At 72.7% G+C, this 16678-nt stretch carries 14 protein-coding genes; 4 read left to right on the top strand and 10 right to left on the bottom strand.

What is annotated here, in order from left to right; all coding sequences use genetic code 11:
- Positions 1 to 18: 18 nt before the first annotated feature.
- On the top strand, positions 19 to 717 hold the full coding sequence (locus QRY02_RS46570; protein WP_285989067.1) for a hypothetical protein: 699 nt from the start codon (positions 19 to 21) through the stop codon (positions 715 to 717).
- Entirely contained in the window at positions 714 to 1076 is a 363-nt protein-coding gene (locus QRY02_RS46565; RefSeq protein WP_285989066.1) for a GntR family transcriptional regulator, read from the top strand. Before QRY02_RS46570 ends, QRY02_RS46565 begins: the two co-directional genes overlap by 4 nt.
- Positions 1077 to 1384: 308 nt before the next feature.
- On the opposite strand, the gene QRY02_RS46560 is transcribed toward QRY02_RS46565, so the two are convergent.
- The 6 genes from QRY02_RS46560 to QRY02_RS46535 all read right to left on the bottom strand — a co-directional run bounded on the left by QRY02_RS46560 (position 1385) and on the right by QRY02_RS46535 (position 10654).
- Positions 1385 to 2170 carry an arginase family protein gene (locus tag QRY02_RS46560; RefSeq protein WP_285989065.1) on the bottom strand — a complete coding sequence of 262 codons (786 nt, stop codon included), beginning with the start codon at positions 2168 to 2170 and terminating at the stop codon, positions 1385 to 1387.
- Positions 2171 to 2186: 16 nt separating this feature from the next.
- A complete protein-coding gene (locus QRY02_RS46555) occupies positions 2187 to 5564 on the bottom strand; it encodes a pyruvate carboxylase (protein WP_285989064.1) in 3378 nt (1125 codons plus the stop codon).
- Between the two features lie 113 nt (positions 5565 to 5677).
- Positions 5678 to 5896: a hypothetical protein gene (locus QRY02_RS46550; RefSeq protein WP_285989063.1), complete on the bottom strand. Its 219-nt coding sequence runs from the start codon at positions 5894 to 5896 to the stop codon at positions 5678 to 5680.
- Positions 5897 to 6129: 233 nt separating this feature from the next.
- Positions 6130 to 7014, bottom strand: coding sequence for a S8 family peptidase (locus tag QRY02_RS46545; RefSeq protein ID WP_285994107.1), 885 nt, complete (start codon positions 7012 to 7014; stop codon positions 6130 to 6132).
- 43 nt (positions 7015 to 7057) lie between these two features.
- Positions 7058 to 9466: a caspase, EACC1-associated type gene (locus QRY02_RS46540; RefSeq protein WP_285989062.1), complete on the bottom strand. Its 2409-nt coding sequence runs from the start codon at positions 9464 to 9466 to the stop codon at positions 7058 to 7060.
- A gap of 54 nt (positions 9467 to 9520) precedes the next feature.
- A complete protein-coding gene (locus tag QRY02_RS46535; RefSeq protein ID WP_285989061.1) occupies positions 9521 to 10654 on the bottom strand; it encodes an erythromycin esterase family protein in 1134 nt (377 codons plus the stop codon).
- Between the two features lie 31 nt (positions 10655 to 10685).
- Between QRY02_RS46535 and QRY02_RS46530 the strand changes: the two genes are divergently transcribed.
- Positions 10686 to 11321, top strand: coding sequence for a TetR/AcrR family transcriptional regulator (locus QRY02_RS46530; RefSeq protein WP_285989060.1), 636 nt, complete (start codon positions 10686 to 10688; stop codon positions 11319 to 11321).
- Here QRY02_RS46530 and QRY02_RS46525 read toward each other — a convergent pair.
- From QRY02_RS46525 to QRY02_RS46515, 3 genes are read right to left on the bottom strand one after another with little or no spacing between them, the layout of a single operon-like run.
- Positions 11281 to 11733: a GNAT family N-acetyltransferase gene (locus QRY02_RS46525; RefSeq protein WP_502874173.1), complete on the bottom strand. Its 453-nt coding sequence runs from the start codon at positions 11731 to 11733 to the stop codon at positions 11281 to 11283. The genes QRY02_RS46530 and QRY02_RS46525 overlap by 41 nt on opposite strands.
- 20 nt (positions 11734 to 11753) lie before the next feature.
- On the bottom strand, positions 11754 to 13907 hold the full coding sequence (gene recG / locus QRY02_RS46520; RefSeq protein WP_285989059.1) for an ATP-dependent DNA helicase RecG: 2154 nt from the start codon (positions 13905 to 13907) through the stop codon (positions 11754 to 11756).
- 3 nt (positions 13908 to 13910) lie between these two features.
- Positions 13911 to 15488: a DAK2 domain-containing protein gene (locus tag QRY02_RS46515; RefSeq protein ID WP_285989058.1), complete on the bottom strand. Its 1578-nt coding sequence runs from the start codon at positions 15486 to 15488 to the stop codon at positions 13911 to 13913.
- Between the two features lie 133 nt (positions 15489 to 15621).
- Between QRY02_RS46515 and rpmB the strand changes: the two genes are divergently transcribed.
- Positions 15622 to 15813 (top strand): 50S ribosomal protein L28, encoded by a 192-nt coding sequence (gene rpmB / locus QRY02_RS46510; RefSeq protein ID WP_003091970.1) that lies wholly within the window; start codon positions 15622 to 15624, stop codon positions 15811 to 15813.
- 47 nt (positions 15814 to 15860) lie between these two features.
- Here the strand turns inward: rpmB and QRY02_RS46505 are convergent, their stop codons facing one another.
- Positions 15861 to 16637 carry an alpha/beta fold hydrolase gene (locus QRY02_RS46505; protein ID WP_285989057.1) on the bottom strand — a complete coding sequence of 259 codons (777 nt, stop codon included), beginning with the start codon at positions 16635 to 16637 and terminating at the stop codon, positions 15861 to 15863.
- Positions 16638 to 16678 lie beyond the last annotated feature (41 nt).

Below are 16678 nucleotides of genomic sequence, written 5' to 3'. Positions count from 1 at the left end.
CAAGCGAGAGGAGCGGCGATGCTGCAGCTCGACAACCTGTTCTGGGTCGCGGCCATCATGGGCCTGTTCGGCCTGGCGATCCTGATCGTGCTCTGGCCGGGCGAGAAGCACGGAAAGCGCTTGCTCACCCGCTGGGGCGTCGCCGAGCCCGACGCCGGGGAGGTCGCGCTGGCCGTCCGGTACCTCAAACGGCGCCGGCTCTGGTACCCGTGGCTGTTCCTCGCGATCCCGCCGCTGCTCGACGACACGACGACGGGCTCGATCCTCGCCACGCTGCTGCTGGGCGCCTTGATCGCCGAACTCCTGGCGCAGCGCCCGTCCCGGGGCCCGCGCCGCGAGGCCGAGCTGGCGCCGCGGACGCTGCTGGGGATCGTCCCGGCGTGGGTCCTCGTGCTGGGCGGGCTGGCGGCCGCCGGATCGCTGCTGCACCTGGGCCTGACGGCGCAGTGGAAGCTGCTGGCGGTGGCCGCGGGCACGGCACTGGTCAGCGCGGCGATCACGCTGCTGGCGGTGCGCCGCCCGGCGATCGGCGCCCCGCGCGCCGACCTGGCGCTGCGCTGCCGCAGCGCGCGCGTGGCGGTCGGTCTGGGCATCGGCGCCTGCACGGCGGTCGGCTGGCCCGCGGGCGACCTCGTCTCGTTCCTGGCGGTCGCGGCCGGCCTGGCGGCCTTCCTGGCGGTGACGGCCCCGGTGAAACGCCTGCCGGCGGCGGCGTGAAGATCGTCGTCGACACCGAGAACGGCGTGGCACCGTGGCGGCAGGTGCACGACCAGGTGATCCGGGCGGCGACGACGGGGGTGCTGCCGGAGGGGACCAGGCTGCCGCCGATCCGCCAGCTGGCGCGCGACCTGGGGCTGGCGTCGGGGACGGTCGCCCGGGCCTATCGCGAGCTGGAGGCGGCGGGCTGGGTGGCGACGGCGGGGACCCGCGGCACGGTAGTGACGGTCCCGTCGGGCCGCCCGGACCGCGCCGCCCTGCTGGCCGCGGCCGCGGCCGAGTTCGCGGCGCAGGCGCGGGACTTGGGCGCGGACGAGGAGGCAGCGGTGAAAGCGGTCCAGGCCGCCTGGCCGAGCTGAACCACACCCACCAGCCACGCCACCACAACCAGCCAGCCGAGCCGCGCCCACACCTGGCGCGGGCGCCAGGCCGAGCTGAACCACACCCACCAGCCACGCCACCACAACCAGCCAACCGAGCCGCGCCCACAACTCGCGCGGGCGCCAGGCCGAGCTGAACCACACCCACCAGCCACGCCACCACAACCAGCCAACCGAGCCGCGCCCACAACTCGCGCGGGCGCCAGGCCGAGCTGAACCACACCCACCAGCCACGCCACCACAACCGACCAACCGAGCCGCGCGCGAACGAACGCGAGACCGCTTGCTCAGCCCCCGAGCAGCCGCCCCACCGCCGCCACCACCGGCTCCAGGACCTCCACCTCGCGCGGCGTGCCCACGCACTCCGTGATCCCCGCGCCCACCACCTCGAACCGGGCCAGCGCGTCCAGCTCCGACACCAGCCGCGCGATCGTCCAGCCGCCGGGCTCCGGGTAGTTCAGCCCCGCGAACTCGGCCGCGTCCAGCACGTCCAGGTCCACGTGCACGTACAGCTTCTCCACGCCCGTCAAAGCGGCCACGGAAGTCACCGCCAGGCCGCGCGAAACCGCCGCCTCTTCCTCCGGGTCGAACACGCGCGTCCCGGCCAGCGCCACGCTGCCGGGCTCCAGCGCCGGTGCCGCCGCGAACTCCGGGTCGCCCTCGCCGAACAGCGACCGCAGCACCATCCCGTGGAACGCCCCCGACGGCGACGACTCCGCCGTGTTCAGGTCCGGGTGGGCGTCGAACCACGCGACGCCCAGGCCGGGCCCGTGGCGGAAGCGGGCCACGCCGATCGGCACCAGCTCGACACCGCAGTCGCCGCCGATGGTCAGGACCGGGCCGCCCGGTGCTTCCAGGGCCGCGAGCTGGGCCGCGCGGTTCGCGCCGGTCAGCACCGCACGGGACGCGATGCCGGCGTCCACTTCGGACACCGCACGCGTCTGCCGGACGTGATGGACGGGCCGGCCGAGCAGGTGCCCGGCCAGCTCCGCCAGCGCCACACAACCATCCGGAAGCTCCGCCGCGCGCGGTCCCACCGCGCCCTGCCGCTGCGGTACCGCGTTGATCAGCATCCGCCGAGCGTATCGCTCACTCGAGGACCAGCAGAAGGTCACCGCCTTCGACCTGCTGCACCGCGGTGATCGCCCGCCTGGCCACCTTGCCGCCGGCCGACGCCGTGATCGAGGCCTCCATCTTCATCGCCTCGATCGTCGCGACCGTCGCCCCGGCTTCGACCGTGTCGCCCTCGGCGACCTGCAGCGTGACCACGCCCGCGAACGGGGCCGCGATCTGCTTCGGGTTGCCCTTTTCGGCCTTCTCCGTCGCCGGGATGTCCGAGGCGATCGAGCGGTCGCGGATCTGGATCGGCCGCAGCTGGCCGTTCAGCGTCGACATCACCGTGCGCACGCCGCGCTCGTCGGCCTCGCCGATCGCCTCCAGCTCGATGAGCAGCCGCACGCCCGGCTCGAGGTCCACCGGGTACTCCTCCCCCGGCCGCAGCCCGTAGAAGAAGTCCTTGCTCGGCAGCACCGACGTGTCGCCGTAGGCCTCGCGGTGCGCCTCGAACTCCTTCGTCGGGCCGGGGAACAGCAGCCGGTTGAGCGTCCGGCGGGGGTGCTCGGAAAGTGCCGTACGGTCCTCTTCGGACAGTTCGACGACCGGCTTCGCGGCGGCCCGGCCCTCCAGGGCCTTGGTGCGGAACGGCTCCGGCCAGCCGCCCGGCGGGTCGCCGAGCTCGCCGCGCAGGAAGCCGATCACCGAGTCGGGGATGTCGAACTTGTTCGGCTCCGCCTCGAAGTCGGCCGGGGAGACACCCGCGCCGACCAGGTGCAGCGCGAGGTCGCCGACGACCTTGGACGACGGCGTCACCTTCACCAGGTGGCCGAGGATCTTGTCGGCGGCCGCATACATGGCCTCGATGTCCTCGAACCGGTCGCCCAGGCCCAGCGCGATGGCCTGCGTGCGCAGGTTCGACAGCTGGCCGCCGGGGATCTCGTGGTCGTAGACGCGCCCGGTCGGCGACGCGAGCCCGGCTTCGAAGGGCGCGTAGATCTTGCGCACGCTCTCCCAGTACGGCTCCAGGTTCCCGATCGCCCGCAGGTCGAGGCCGGTGGTGCGGGCCGAGTGGTCGGTGGCCGCCACGATCGACGACAGCGACGGCTGCGACGTCGTGCCCGCCATCGACGACACCGCGCCGTCGACGGCGTCCGCGCCCGCGTTGATCGCCGCGAGGTAGGTGGCCAGTTGGCCACCGGCGGTGTCGTGGGTGTGGATGTGCACCGGCAGGTCGAACTCCTTGCGCAGCGCGGTGACCAGCTTGGTCGCCGCGGGCGCGCGCAGCAGCCCGGCCATGTCCTTGATCGCCAGGACGTGCGCCCCGGCGCCGACGATCTGCTCGGCCAGCTTGAGGTAGTAGTCGAGCGTGTAGAGCTTCTCGCCCGGGTCGGACAGGTCCGAGGTGTAGCAGAGCGCCACTTCGGCGACGGCGGACCCGGTCTCGCGCACGGCTTCGATGGCCGGGCGCATCTGCTCGACGTCGTTGAGCGCGTCGAAGATCCGGAAGATGTCGATGCCGGTCTTCGTGGCCTCGGCGACGAAGGCGTTGGTCACCTCGGTGGGGTACGGCGTGTACCCGACGGTGTTGCGCCCGCGCAGCAGCATCTGGAGGCAGATGTTCGGCACGGCTTCGCGCAGCGCGGCCAGCCGCTCCCACGGGTCCTCGGCGAGGAACCGCAGCGCGACGTCGTAGGTCGCACCGCCCCAGCACTCCAGCGACAGCAGTTCGGGGAGCGTGTTCGCGACCACCGGCGCCACCGCGAGGAGGTCCTTCGTGCGGACGCGGGTGGCGAGCAGCGACTGGTGCGCGTCGCGGAACGTCGTGTCGGTGACGCCGATGTGCGGCGAGTTCCGCAGCCACTCCGCGAACCCGGCCGGGCCCAGCTCGGCGAGCTTCTGCTTCGAGCCCGGCGCCGGCTGGGCGTCCTTCGGCAGCTTCGGCAGCTTGAGCGTGGCGTCCGGGGTCTTCGGGCGCTCGCCGTGCGGCTTGTTGACCGTCTGGTCGGCGAGGTAGGTCAGCAGCTTCGTGCCGCGGTCGGCCGAGGTCCGCGCGGTGAGCAGGTGCGGGCGCTCCTCGATGAACGACGTCGTGACGCGGCCGGCGCGGAAGTCCGGGTCGTCGAGGACGGCCTGCAGGAACGGGATGTTCGTGGCGACCCCGCGGATCCGGAACTCGGCGACCGCGCGGCGCGCGCGGCCGACGGCGGTCTTGAAGTCGCGGCCGCGGCAGGTGAGCTTGACCAGCAGCGAGTCGAAGTGGGCGCTGATCTCGGTGCCCGAGAAGGCGGTGCCGCCGTCGAGCCGGATGCCGGAGCCGCCCGGCGAGCGGTAGGCGGAGATCATCCCGGTGTCCGGGCGGAAGCCGTTGGCCGGGTCTTCGGTGGTGATGCGGCACTGGAGGGCCGCGCCGCGCAGGTAGATCTTGTCCTGGCTCAGGCCGAGGTCGTCGAGGGTCTCGCCGGAGGCGATCCGCAGCTGCGACTGCACGAGGTCGACGTCGGTGACCTCTTCGGTGACCGTGTGCTCGACCTGGATGCGCGGGTTCATCTCGATGAAGACGTGCTTGCCCTGCTTGTCGAGCAGGAACTCGACGGTGCCGGCGTTGCGGTAGCCGATCTGCCGGGCGAACTTGACGGCGTCGGCGCAGATGCGGTCGCGCAGCCCGGGGTCGAGGTTCGGCGCGGGCGCCAGCTCGACGACCTTCTGGTGGCGCCGCTGCACCGAGCAGTCGCGCTCGTAGAGGTGGATGACGTTGCCGTCGCCGTCGGCGAGGATCTGCACCTCGATGTGCCGCGGCTCGACGACGGCCTTCTCGAGGAAGACGGTCGGATCGCCGAAGGCGGACTCGGCCTCGCGCGCGGCGGCCTCGATGGACTCGCGCAGCAGGGCGGGGTCCTCGACCCGGCGCATGCCGCGCCCGCCACCGCCGGCGACGGCCTTGACGAAGACGGGGAAGCCGAGATCGTCGGCCGCCGCGACCAGGGCGTCGATGTCACTGGAGGGCTCGGACGACCCGAGCACGGGCACACCGGCCTCGCGCGCGGCCTTGACCGCGCGAGCCTTGTTACCGGTGAGTTCGAGAATGTCGGCGCTCGGCCCGACGAAGGTGATCCCCGCCTCCTCGCACGCGCGCGCCAGATCGGGGTTCTCCGAAAGGAAGCCGTAGCCGGGGTAGACGGCATCGGCCCCGGCCTTCTTCGCGGCGGCGACGATCTCGTCGACCGAGAGGTAGGCGCGCACGGGGTGACCGGGTTCGCCGATCTCGTACGCCTCGTCGGCCTTCAGGCGGTGCAGCGAGTTGCGGTCTTCGTGCGGAAACACGGCAACCGTGCCGGCACCGAGTTCGTAGCCGGCGCGGAACGCCCGGATCGCGATCTCCCCGCGGTTGGCCACCAGAACCTTGCGGAACATGCCCGGTCCTTCCCTCTTGGATCGGTAAGTCAACGCACGTTACCCGGTTCTTCCCGCTCTGCGGGAGTTCAGTCCCGGGTGATGGACATCATGCGGACCGGGAGGTTCGCTGGTCAGCCTTGGCGGCAGTCCTCGACGACACCTCGGCGCGTGGTGAGCCGGATGCGGTTCGGGTTGTATTCCAACGTGACCGCCGGGTGCCGGTCGAGGTCGAAGACCTGCACTTGGAAGCCGTCGCGCTCGCACCGCTGCCGGGCGTCCTCGGTTTTCCGGCCGATCAGTTCGGCCAGGTCGAACGAGGGCGACCGGCGTTCGAACGGGAATCCGGGCATGACGCACCTCCTCCGGGACCAGCTTCCCGGAGCCGGACCTCGGTCGCCAGACGGCGCACGGCGCAACCGCTCGGCCGTGGCCGGCTGCACCCCGACGGCCCCAGCGCAGCGCCCACCCTCCCGGGGGTCCGTCCCGTCTCCAGCCTATCGGCCCCGGGCCGACGCACAAGCCGGAAAAGCCGCAGATCGGGCACGGTTTCCACACCTCGGCCGAGTTGTGGACAACCGACCTCTCAGCCACCCGGCGGCGCATACAGCAGCCGGTTGGCCGTGCCGTCCGGGACTCCCTTGAGCGCGTCCGGCGTCGCCGCGCGGATCACGGCCTCGTCCACCTGGGCCGGGATGTCACCGGGGTGCTGGGCGCGGTACAGCGCCGCCACGCCGGCCGCGAACGCCGCCGCCATCGACGTGCCCGACTCCGGGCCCGCGCCCGTGCCGCCCGCGATCGGGGACGGGATGTCGGTGCCCGGGGCGTACAGGTCGACGGCCTGGCCCGAGTTCGACGTCTTGTCCGGGCGGTCCTGGGCGTCGGACGCCCCGACCGTCAGCGCCTCCGGCACCCGGCCCGGCGAGAAGCCGCTCGCGTCGGCCGTCTCGCTGCCCGCGGGCACGGCGATCGGCACCACCGTCGCCAGCCGCTTGACCGCGGCGTCGAGCTGGTCGTTCGGCACCCCGCCGATGCCGAGGACGGCGACGGCGGGCTGCTGGGCGTTCTGCGCGACCCAGTCGATGCCCGCGATGATCTGGTCGGTCGCGCCGCCGCCGTCTTTGTCGAGCACCCGCACCGGCACGATCTGCGCGCCCTTCGCGACACCGTGGTCCTTGCCCGCGGCGATGCCGGCCAGGCGGGTGCCGTGGCCGTTGAGGTCGGACGTGTCGGACCCGCCGCCGAGGAAGTCCCGCCCGGGCGCGACCCGGCCCTGGAACTCGGGGTGCTTCGCGTCGACGCCGCTGTCGATCACGTAGATCGTGACGTCCGACGCGTCGCTCGCGTAGTGGTAGGCGTGGTCGAGACCGGTCCGCTGGTCGATCCGGTCCAGCCCCCAGCTGGGCGGATCGGGCTGCACCCCGCTGCTCGAGACCTGCCCGGCGAGCACGGCCACGGCCGCGAGAAGCATCCTCATGATCGTCGTGGTACCCCTGCGGTGCCCGGACGACAACTCAGGACTGTCGCCCGTTCGGCTGATTCCGGGCCCGGACGGTCAGGACGACGGTGTCGGCGGCCAGCAGCACGAGGGCCCCCACGGCGATCAGCTGCCCGCCCAGCGCCAGGGAACTCGCCTCCACGACGGAGGCGAACGTCGGTGCCAGCACGCCGAGCAGCCCGGCGGTCCCCGTGGCCAGCACCGCGCAGCCGACCGGGCTCGGGCGAAGCGCCATGGCGACGACCGGCACGGACACGGCCAGCAGAGCGCCGAGCAGGAAGTAGGCGGTCGCCCGGCCGGCGTCACTGGCGTCGTAGGTGTTCAGGTCGACGAGCTGGACGATCCAGCCGCTCGCGGCCGTCGCGCCGAGCCCGATCGCCGCCCACGCCGGCCGGCCGCGCACCGGCCCGGCGCCCAGTGCGACCGCGGGGTTCCGCCGGAGCGCCGCGAGCGCGCTCGCCCCCGCGACCACCCAGGCGATGTGGGCGAGCAGTTCGAAGGTGTAGCCGGTTTTCAGCTCGGCGTCCCCGGTCTGGGAGAGCGCGATCGCCTCGCCGAGGAAGCGCAGCAGCCCGAAGAGTGCGGCGAGGCCGGTTCCGAACAGCAGCGCGGGACCGGTCGACGTCCTCGTCCGCGGCGTCAGCGTCAGGATTCCGGCGACCAGGGCGCACGCGGCCACGATCAGGACGGCGGACTCCATGCCGGGCCGGTACTGGGTCAAGGAATAGTCGTAGCGGTAGTTCAGCGGCAACCCGGCCACCGCGAACACCGCGCCGGCGATCGCGACGACCCCGGCGAACCCGCCGACCGGATCCATCGCCCCGGCCGGTTCCGTGGACGGCCGGGCGACGGGTACCGGGGCAGCCGCCGCAGGCTGCGCTACAGCCGCGACGGCCGGCTCGGGCCCGGAATCCGCCGCGGGCCGCCCGGTCTGCTCGGCGGCCACCGAGCCGGGCGCAGCCGCCGCTGCGGGATCGGGCGCAGCTCCCACTGCGGGCTCAGGCTCGGCCGCCGCTGCGGGATCGGACACAGCTCCCACTGCGGGCTGGGGCGCAGCGCCCACTGCGGGGTGGGGCTCGACCGCCGGCTCCGGGGCCGTCTGTTCCGGCTCAGCCTCCGCCACTACCGCTTCCGGTTCCCGAGCCACCGCTTCCGGCTCGACCTCCGCGACCACCGCTTCCGGCTCCGGCTCCGCGACCGGCAGGGCCTCGATCTCCACCGCGACGACCACATCCCCGGTCGGCCCACTCACCACGACCTTCCCCTGCCGCGTCCCGGACTCCCCCGCCGTGACCGACAGCTGCGCCCCACCCGAAACCTCCGCCACCGCGATCCACGGGTGCGAAGCCTCGAACCGCACCTCCCGCGCCACCGGCGGCCCCGAAACCCGCAACGAAGCCGATGCCCGAGCACCCGCCGGAGCCGTCAACCGCACCGACGGCACGTCCACCCGCACCACCGCGAACGACAACGCGTCCGAAGCCGCCGCCGCCACGTGCTCGATGTCCGTCGAAACCATCACCCGGAGCGCCTCGAACGCCCCCATCGCCACCGGCAGGTTCGAGCTCGACAAGCGGCGCCGCAGCTCCGCCACCGCGCCCAGCCTGGTGAACGGGTTCTCCGCCCCGATCGCCGCCGCCAGATCGGGCGGGACCCGGGACGGCTTGATGCGCCGCCGGCGGCTCTTCGCCAGGTACAGCTCGCCCTGCATCTCGATGTCGCGGCTCGGCGTCTGCTTCGGGTTGCGCTCGCGGACCCGGTCGAACAAGTACTCGTACAGCTCGCCCAGGGCGATCCAGCCGTCCTCGTCGCGGTCCGCCTCGCCCGTGCGCAGGCCCTCGACCAGCGCCGAGGTGAACACCGACGGCTCGGCCGGCTCGTCCGAGGCCAGCGTCGCGCCCTCGAACGCGTACTCGATCGAGTTCGACGCCGTGATGACCGCCCGCCCCCGGCCGCCGCGGAAGCTGTCGAGCACGTTCGCGTCGCCCGAAGCCCGGACCGCCACCCCCTGCCCGTACGCGCCGCCGTAGCAGCAGTCCAGCAGCAGGACGATGCTGCGCGAGCGGCTCTGCCGGATGCACTGCTGCACGAACTCCGCGGACACCGCCGTCGACCGCAGGCGGTCGGGGCGGGTGTTGCGGGCGGCGAAGTACAGCCCACCCGCGTCGTCCTTCAACCCGTGGCACGAGAAGTGCAGCAGGAGGACGTCGTCGGGCCTGCCCTCGAGACAGAGGTCCTCGATCTCGGCCTGCACCACGTGCGCGGTCTCGTTCCGCACGACGGAGACGTCGAAGTCGCTGATCGCCCGGTCGGCGAGCACCCCGGCCAGGGCGTCGGCGTCCGCCGCGGGGGAACCCAGCCGCTGCAGCCCCGCGTTGTCGTACTCGCCGTTGGCGACGATCAGCGCCCGCCTCCGCCCGGCCATACCGGTAGGAAACGCCCATTCCCGCCGCTACGGCAATCAGCCGAACGGGCACACCTACCCGGCGGTGCCCCCGAAAATGGTTTCCTGCTTCTCCAGGCAGACGACGGCGTCCCACGCGGCCGCGACGTCCACCGACGGTGTCATGTGCGCGTGCCGGATGGCCGTCGCCGCGGGGTGCGCGACCACGCACGGCGCCCGATCCGCGAGGACCGCCTCGACGCTGCCTTCCGCCGGCTCCCCGAGGGCCTGCTCGAACATCCGGAACCCCAGCGGGAAAGCCGGGTCGGGTGCCAGCCCGGTCGTCGTCCCCGAGACGGCGGTGAGCGCGAGCGCGAAGTACTTGTCCCCCAGCTCCGCGGCCAGGTGCGTGCCGGCCGACGGCGCCGTCATGCCCGGCATCGGCGAGAACGGGATCCGCTGGAGGTGTCCGTTGTGGAGCATCAGCACGATCTTCTCGCCCGGGTGCAGCCGCCGCAGCAGCCGGACGGTGGCCGCCATGTACCTGTCCCGCGACGAGCTCTGCGGCTCGGGCGCCTGGCCCGCCATCAGCGCGTGCAGCTCCCGGAGGTACAGGTCGACGCGCAGCGCGCCCTCCGCGTGGTGTGCGGCGACCGGATCGCAACCGAGGGACTCCACATGTCGTTTCAGGACGATCAACGCCCTCGTCGCCGCGGCCCGCGCTTCGGGGTTCATCGCCGCATAACGGCCGGGCGCGACCGCGCTGCTCACCGACGCATACGGCTCACACGCGGAAAGCGCGTTGTCCGCAAGGGACACGTTGGCCGGATCCACGCGCCGGACTTCCGCGCGCAGCGCCTGGAGCGCGGGCACCGGCGACCCCGCCGAACTCGGCACGTCGAGCCCGGCGAACCGGACGCCGCGGCCGCGCAGCCAGGTCAGCATCTCGTGCATCTCCGCCGAGTCGCCGAGGCCGAAGGTGAAGCCGTCGCGGGCGACGTCGGCGACCTCGCCCGGGCCGCCCCGCAGCCACGCGTCGACCAGGTGCCCCTCCGCGAAGCCGCCCTCGAACCCGAGCACCGTGAACCCGCGCTCGGTGACGAGGTGGCGCAGGAGGCGGTCGCGCAGCACGCCGAACTCGCGGATGTGATGGTTGTTCTCGCCGATGGCGACGACTTCGGCGTCGCCGATCAGGTCGGCGATTTCGGCAACGGCGACGGTTCCTGTCATACTGAGCACACTAACGCAACAGGAGTAGCAGTTGGCAACGGAGATTTCCGGGACGAAGCGCCCGGGCGGCCGCACCGAGCGGACCCGCCTCGCCGCGCTCGACGCCACCCTCGAGCTGCTCGGCGAACGCGGGTACGCGGAGCTGACCGTCGAGGCGGTCGCCGACCGCTCCGGCGTGCACAAGACGACGCTGTACCGCCGCTGGGAGTCCGCCGAAGGCCTGGTCGCGGCGGCGCTGCTGATGGGCGCCGAGCAGGAGTGGGCGGTGCCGGACACCGGTTCCCTCGAAGGCGACCTGCGCGCGATCAACCTGGAGCTCGTGCGCTACTTCACCACCCCGGGTGAGCGCGAGCTGCCCACGGCGTCGATCTCGGCGGCGTTCCTCTCCCCGCGCGCGGCCGACGCCCTGCGCGAGTTCTACGTCGACCGCCACGCCCGTTCGGCGGCCGCCGTGGCCCGGGCGATCGAGCGCGGCGAAGTGCCGCCCGGCACCGATCCGGTGGAGGCGGTGCGGGTGGCCTGCGGGCCGATCTTCTACCGGCTGTTCGTGTCCCGGGAAGGCGTGACACCGGCGGACGCGGGAGTCGCCGCCGCCGCGGCCGCCACGGCCGCGAAAGCCGGCGTGTTCACGGCAACCGGCGGCGGTACCGCATCTCCTCCAGGGTGACGCGCCCGTCGTCGATCGTCTCGGTCTGGCGGGCACCGTCGTCCACCCAGCCCTGCCGGACGTAGAAGGCCTTCGCCCGCTCGTTCGTCGCGAGCACCCACAGGACGGCGCTGTCGCCGGAGAGCTCTTCGACGACCCGGTCGTGCAGCACCCGGCCGAGCCCCCGGCCCCAGAACTCGGGTAACAGGTAGAGCGCGTACAGCTGCGAAGGCCCGAACGCGGCGAAGCCCGCGACGACCCCGTCTTCCTCGACGACCAGCACCTGCCCGTTGCCGTCGGCGATGCGCCGGGCCCAGGACGCCGCCCGCGACTCGGCCGAGAGGCGCGCGAGGAAGCCGTCCGGGATCAGGCCCGCGTACGCCGCCTGCCAGGACCGCACGTGGACCTCGCCGATCGCCGGGGCGTCGGCCACCGAGGCGGCGCGGACGGCGCTCAGCTCTTCTCCAGGTACTCCGCGCGCTCGACGTCGACGACGTCGGCGACCATCTGCGCCAGGCCGCGGTACTTCGTCAGCTCCGGGTCCTGCGTGACGAGCTCCTGCGCCAGGGCGCGGGACGCGGCGATCACGTCCTCGTCCCGCAGCAGCGAAAGCAGCTTGAGCGTGGACCGCTTCCCGGACTGCGCGGCACCGAGGATGTCGCCTTCGCGGCGCAGTTCGAGGTCGAGGCGCGACAGCTCGAAGCCGTCCGTCGTGGACTCGACCGCCGCCAGCCGCTCGCGCGTCGCCGTGCCGTCGAGGGTTTCGGTGACCAGCAGGCACAGCCCCGGCACGCTGCCCCGGCCGACGCGGCCGCGCAGCTGGTGCAGCTGGCTGACGCCGAACCGGTCGGCGTCCATGATCACCATCGCGGTCGCGTTCGGCACGTTCACGCCGACCTCGATCACCGTGGTGGCCACCAGGACGTCGAGGTCCCCGGCGGAGAACGCCCGCATCACGGCGTCCTTGTCGTCGGGCGGCATCCGGCCGTGCAGCACGCCGATCTTCAGGCCCTGCAGCGGGCCGTGTTCCAGCTCGGGCGCGACCTCGAGGACCGCGAGCGGCGGCCGCTTGTCGCTCTTGTCCGACGGCGGCTCGTCACCGATCCGCGGGCACACGACGTACGCCTGGTGCCCCTTGCCGACCTCTTCGCGCACGCGCTGCCAGATCCGCTCGAACCAGGCGGGTTTCTCGGCGACCGGCACGACCGTGGTGGCGATCGGCGACCGCCCGACCGGCATCTCGCGCAGCGCGGACACCTCCAGGTCGCCGTAGACGGTCATCGCGACCGTACGCGGGATCGGCGTCGCGGTCATGACGAGCACGTGCGGGCTGGTGTCGCCGGCGCCTCGGGTGCGCAGCGCGTCCCGCTGCTCGACGCCGAAGCGGTGCTGTTCGTCGACGACGGCGAGGCCGAGATCGGCGAACTCGACGTGGTCCTGGATCAGCGCGTGCGTGCCGACGACGATGCCGGCTTCCCCGCTGACGATCTCCAGCAACGACTTCTTGCGCTCTTTCGCGCCCATCGACCCGGTGAGCAGCGTCACGCGGGTGGCGTTCTCCGCCGCACCCAGCTCGCCCGCCTGGCCGAGGTCGCCGAGCATCTCCCGCAGCGACCGCGCGTGCTGCGCGGCGAGGACTTCGGTCGGCGCCAGCATCGCGGCCTGCCGCCCGTTGTCGACGACCTGCAGCATCGCCCGCAGCGCGACGACCGTCTTGCCCGAGCCGACCTCGCCCTGCAGCAGCCGGTTCATCGGGTGCTCCGAGGCCAGGTCCGCGGCGATCTCGTCGCCGATCCCCCGCTGGCCGGCGGTGAGGTCGAAAGGCAGCCGCTTGTCGAAGGCGTCCATGAGCCCGCCGCTGACGTGCGGGTTGGCCTTCGCCGGACGCGAGATCGCCGAGTGGCGCCGCTGCGCGAAAATCAGCTGCACGGCCATGGCTTCGTCCCACTTGAGCCGCTTCTTCGACGCCTCCAGGTGCGCCCAGTTCTCCGGGCGGTGGATGCCGCGCAGCGCGTTGTCGAGGTCGGCCAGGCGGTGCAGGCGCCGCAGTTCGGCGGGCATCGGGTCGTCGTCGACCTCGAGGACGTCGAGGACCTGGCGCACGCACTTGGCGATCGACCAGGTCGGCATGCCCTGCGCCGCCGGGTACACCGGGATGATCGCGGCGAGGAAGTTGTCCATCGCCTCGGCTTCGTTCTCGGCGTCGAACAGCTCGTACTCGGGGTTGGTCAGCTGCAGGGTGTCGCGGAAGGCGGACACCTTGCCGGCGAACAGGCCGGTCTTGCCGGGGACGAGGTCCTTCTCGCGCCAGGCCTGGTTGAAGAACGCACAGGTCAGCCGCCGTTTCCCGTCGGTGATCACCATGTCGAGGATGGTCCCGTTGCGGGCTTTCATCCGCCGCTTGCTCACCTTTTCGATGCGCGCCAGCACGGTGGCGTGCTCGCCGAGCTCGAGACCGTGGATGTCGGTGAGCTCGCCGCGCTCGGCGTAGCGGCGCGGGTAGTGGCGCAGCAGGTCGCTGACCGTCTCGATGTCCAACGACGTGGCGAGCGCCTTCGCCGTCTTGGCACCCAGCAGCAACGGCAGCTTGTCGCGCAGTCCGGCCATCCGCTATTCGACTCCCATCAGCAGCACGGCGTCCGCCTGGCCGCTGGCGTAGCCGGCCAATTCCACCTCCGGGTGCTCCACCCGCAGCTGCTCCGCGAGCTCCTCGGCGACCCCCGGCGGGGCCGCCGCCCCGCTCAGCACCGTCACCAGCTCCCCGCCGAGCGCGAGCATCCGGTTCAGCACCTTCATCGCGGCCGCGACCAGGTTCGTCTCGGACGCGGGCGCGGGTTCGATCAGCACCACCTCGTCGTCGACCAGGCCGACGACATCGCCGGACTGGGCCCGGCCCACCCAGGTTAGCGACTCCTCCTGCGCGATCCGCAGTTCGCCACGCCTGGTCGCGGCGGCCGCTTCGGCCATCGCGACGACGTCGTCGTTGGTGCGGCGCCCGGCGTCGTGCACGGCGAGGGCGGCCAGCACCTGCACCGGCGACGCGCACGGGATGACCACGACGTCCCGGTCGGCGGCCATCGCGTGCCCGGCCGCGGCGTCGGCGGCGGCGGTGAGGGCGGCGCTGCCCGGCAGCACGGTCACCTGCTGCCCGGGAGCCTCGTTGAGCAGGCCCATCATGTCCTCGACGCTCGGCGTGCCGCCTTCGGGCACGGCCAGCACCGGGATGCTTTCGGCGCGCAGCAGCTCGGCCAGCGCGCCGCCGTGGACGACGGCGACGACCGTGCGGTCGATCCCGCCGCCGGGTTCGATCGGCGTCGCCGTGAGCAGCGGCTCGACCCGGATCTTGCGCGGGCGCCCGAGCGCGAGCCCGGCCTCGATGGCGGCGCCGATGTCGGCGCAGTGGACGTGCACGGCGTGGCTGCCCGAGCCGTCGCCGGCCACCGTGACGCTGTCGCCGAGGCCGCTCAGTTCCTTGCGCAGGGTCGGCAGGCTCGCCTCGTCGACGCCGTCGAGGAGGTACATGACCTCCCAGGCGTAGGTCTCGGCGTGCGCGATCGCGTGCACTTCGAGGGGGTGTTCCTGCTCGATCGGGGCGCCGGTGAGCACGCCGACCAGCGCGTCGAGCACGGCGACGAGACCGCGTGCCCCGGCGTCGACGACCCCGGCCCTGGCCAGCGCGGGCAGCTGCTCGGGCGTCTTCTCGAGGGCGTGCGCGGCCTCTTTCGCGGCTTTTGCGGCGATTTCGGCCAGAGAGCTCGTGTCACCGCGGACGGCGAGGGCGACGGCGTGCAGGACGGTCAAGATCGTCCCGGCGACCGGGCGGCTGACGGCGCCGGTGGCGACCTCGTCGGCGTGCCCGAGGGCCGCGGCCAGCCACGGGCCGTCCAGGTCGCCTTCGGCGCGATCGGCGAGCCCGCGCACGACCTGGGAAAGGATCACGCCGGAGTTGCCCTTGGCGGAGGCGACCGCGCCCCGCGCGAGGACCTTCAGCGCTTCGGCGGCGTCACCCGGGGTTGCTTCGGAGAGTGCCCGGGCCGCGCCGGTCATCGTGAAGAGCATGTTGGAACCGGTGTCGGAATCGGCGACGGGGTAGACGTTGATCTCGTCGATGGCCGGCCGCAGGCTCGCCAGGCTGCGCACACAACCCGCAGCCCAAGCCGACACCGCCGCCGCGTCCAGCACCCGCACCCCGTAACCTCCTGACCGGTCCGAGGCAGCGTATCGACCCGGTGCGGAACCTTGGAAAGCCAGTAGTTACTATGGTCGAGTTGCCCAGTGCATCTGGGCTCATTTCTATGACCCAGATCCAAAGGAGTTCGACGTGGCTGCCGTGTGCGACGTCTGTGGCAAGGGACCCGGCTTCGGCAAGTCGGTCTCGCACTCCCACCGCCGTACCAACCGCCGGTGGAACCCGAACATCCAGACCGTGCACGCCAAGGTGGGTGTGTCCCAGCGCAAGCGCCTGAACGTGTGCACCTCGTGCATCAAGGCGGGCAAGGTCGTTCGCGGCTGAGGCGAGAAGTTTGGGATGGCGGGTGCTCTTCGGAGCACCCGCCATTTTCATGTCCGCTTGAGGAAGTCCGTCAGCAACGGCTTCAAGGTCTCCGGGAACTGCAGCACCCCGTGGTCCTGCCCGGCCAAGGTCTCGTGACGAGCGCCCGGCACCGCCGCGGCCGCCGCGCGGGCACCCGACTGGAGTGCCTCGTCGCTCGCGCCGCCGCCGATCACCAGCGTCGGCACCTTGATGCGGGCCAGGTTCTCCGTGCGCGGGTGGGTGTCCGGGCCGCAGATCGTCAGGTCGTACGGCAGCGTGTGCGCCAGCGCCGTGAACCACGCCCACACCGGGGCCTGCTTCATCCCCTCGATCATCTCGTCCGGCGTGCCGGCGACCTTCAGGAACGTCGCCACCGCGCCGTCCCGGTCCCCCGCCGCGAGCTGGGCGCGCACCTCGGCCACGACGTCGGCCCGCGGGTGCTCGTCCGTCGCGTACGGCGGTTCGTAGGCCACCACGCGATCGATCGGGAGACCCGCCGCGGCCGCCTCCAGGGCCAGGACCGCGCCCGACGAGTGCCCGAACACCGACGCCGTTCCGCCCACCTGGGCGATCAGCGCGGCGATGTCCTCGATCTCACGCTCCATCGCGTACTCGGCCGAGTCGCCGGAGTCACCGCGCCCGCGGCGGTCGTAGGCGATCGTCGTGAAGTCGGACGCCAGCACGTCGGCCAGCGCCGCCACGGTCGTGCGGTCGTTGAACGCGCCGCCGACCAGGATCACCGGCGGGCCGTCTCCGCGCTGCTCGAAGCAGATCGACGTGCCGTCGGCCGATGTGACGTTCATGGTGTCCTCCAAGGATCCGTTTCCCCCTGGTCGGAGCCGGC

Source organism: Amycolatopsis sp. DG1A-15b (assembly GCF_030285645.1).
Classification (GTDB): Bacteria; Actinomycetota; Actinomycetes; order Mycobacteriales; family Pseudonocardiaceae; genus Amycolatopsis.
This window is presented reverse-complemented; position numbering and strand designations above follow the sequence as displayed.

Excerpts from the sequence above, each read along its gene's own strand:
- QRY02_RS46570 (WP_285989067.1), top strand. The coding sequence starts at position 19 with ATGCTGCAGCTCGACAACCTGTTCTGGGTCGCGGCCATCATGGGCCTG.
- QRY02_RS46560 (WP_285989065.1), bottom strand. The coding sequence starts at position 2,170 with ATGCTGATCAACGCGGTACCGCAGCGGCAGGGCGCGGTGGGACCGCGC.
- QRY02_RS46555 (WP_285989064.1), bottom strand. The coding sequence starts at position 5,564 with ATGTTCCGCAAGGTTCTGGTGGCCAACCGCGGGGAGATCGCGATCCGG.
- QRY02_RS46550 (WP_285989063.1), bottom strand. The coding sequence starts at position 5,896 with ATGCCCGGATTCCCGTTCGAACGCCGGTCGCCCTCGTTCGACCTGGCC.
- recG (WP_285989059.1), bottom strand. The coding sequence starts at position 13,907 with ATGGCCGGACTGCGCGACAAGCTGCCGTTGCTGCTGGGTGCCAAGACG.
- QRY02_RS46545 (WP_285994107.1), bottom strand. The coding sequence starts at position 7,014 with ATGCTTCTCGCGGCCGTGGCCGTGCTCGCCGGGCAGGTCTCGAGCAGC.
- QRY02_RS46540 (WP_285989062.1), bottom strand. The coding sequence starts at position 9,466 with ATGGCCGGGCGGAGGCGGGCGCTGATCGTCGCCAACGGCGAGTACGAC.
- QRY02_RS46505 (WP_285989057.1), bottom strand. The coding sequence starts at position 16,637 with ATGAACGTCACATCGGCCGACGGCACGTCGATCTGCTTCGAGCAGCGC.
- QRY02_RS46535 (WP_285989061.1), bottom strand. The coding sequence starts at position 10,654 with ATGACAGGAACCGTCGCCGTTGCCGAAATCGCCGACCTGATCGGCGAC.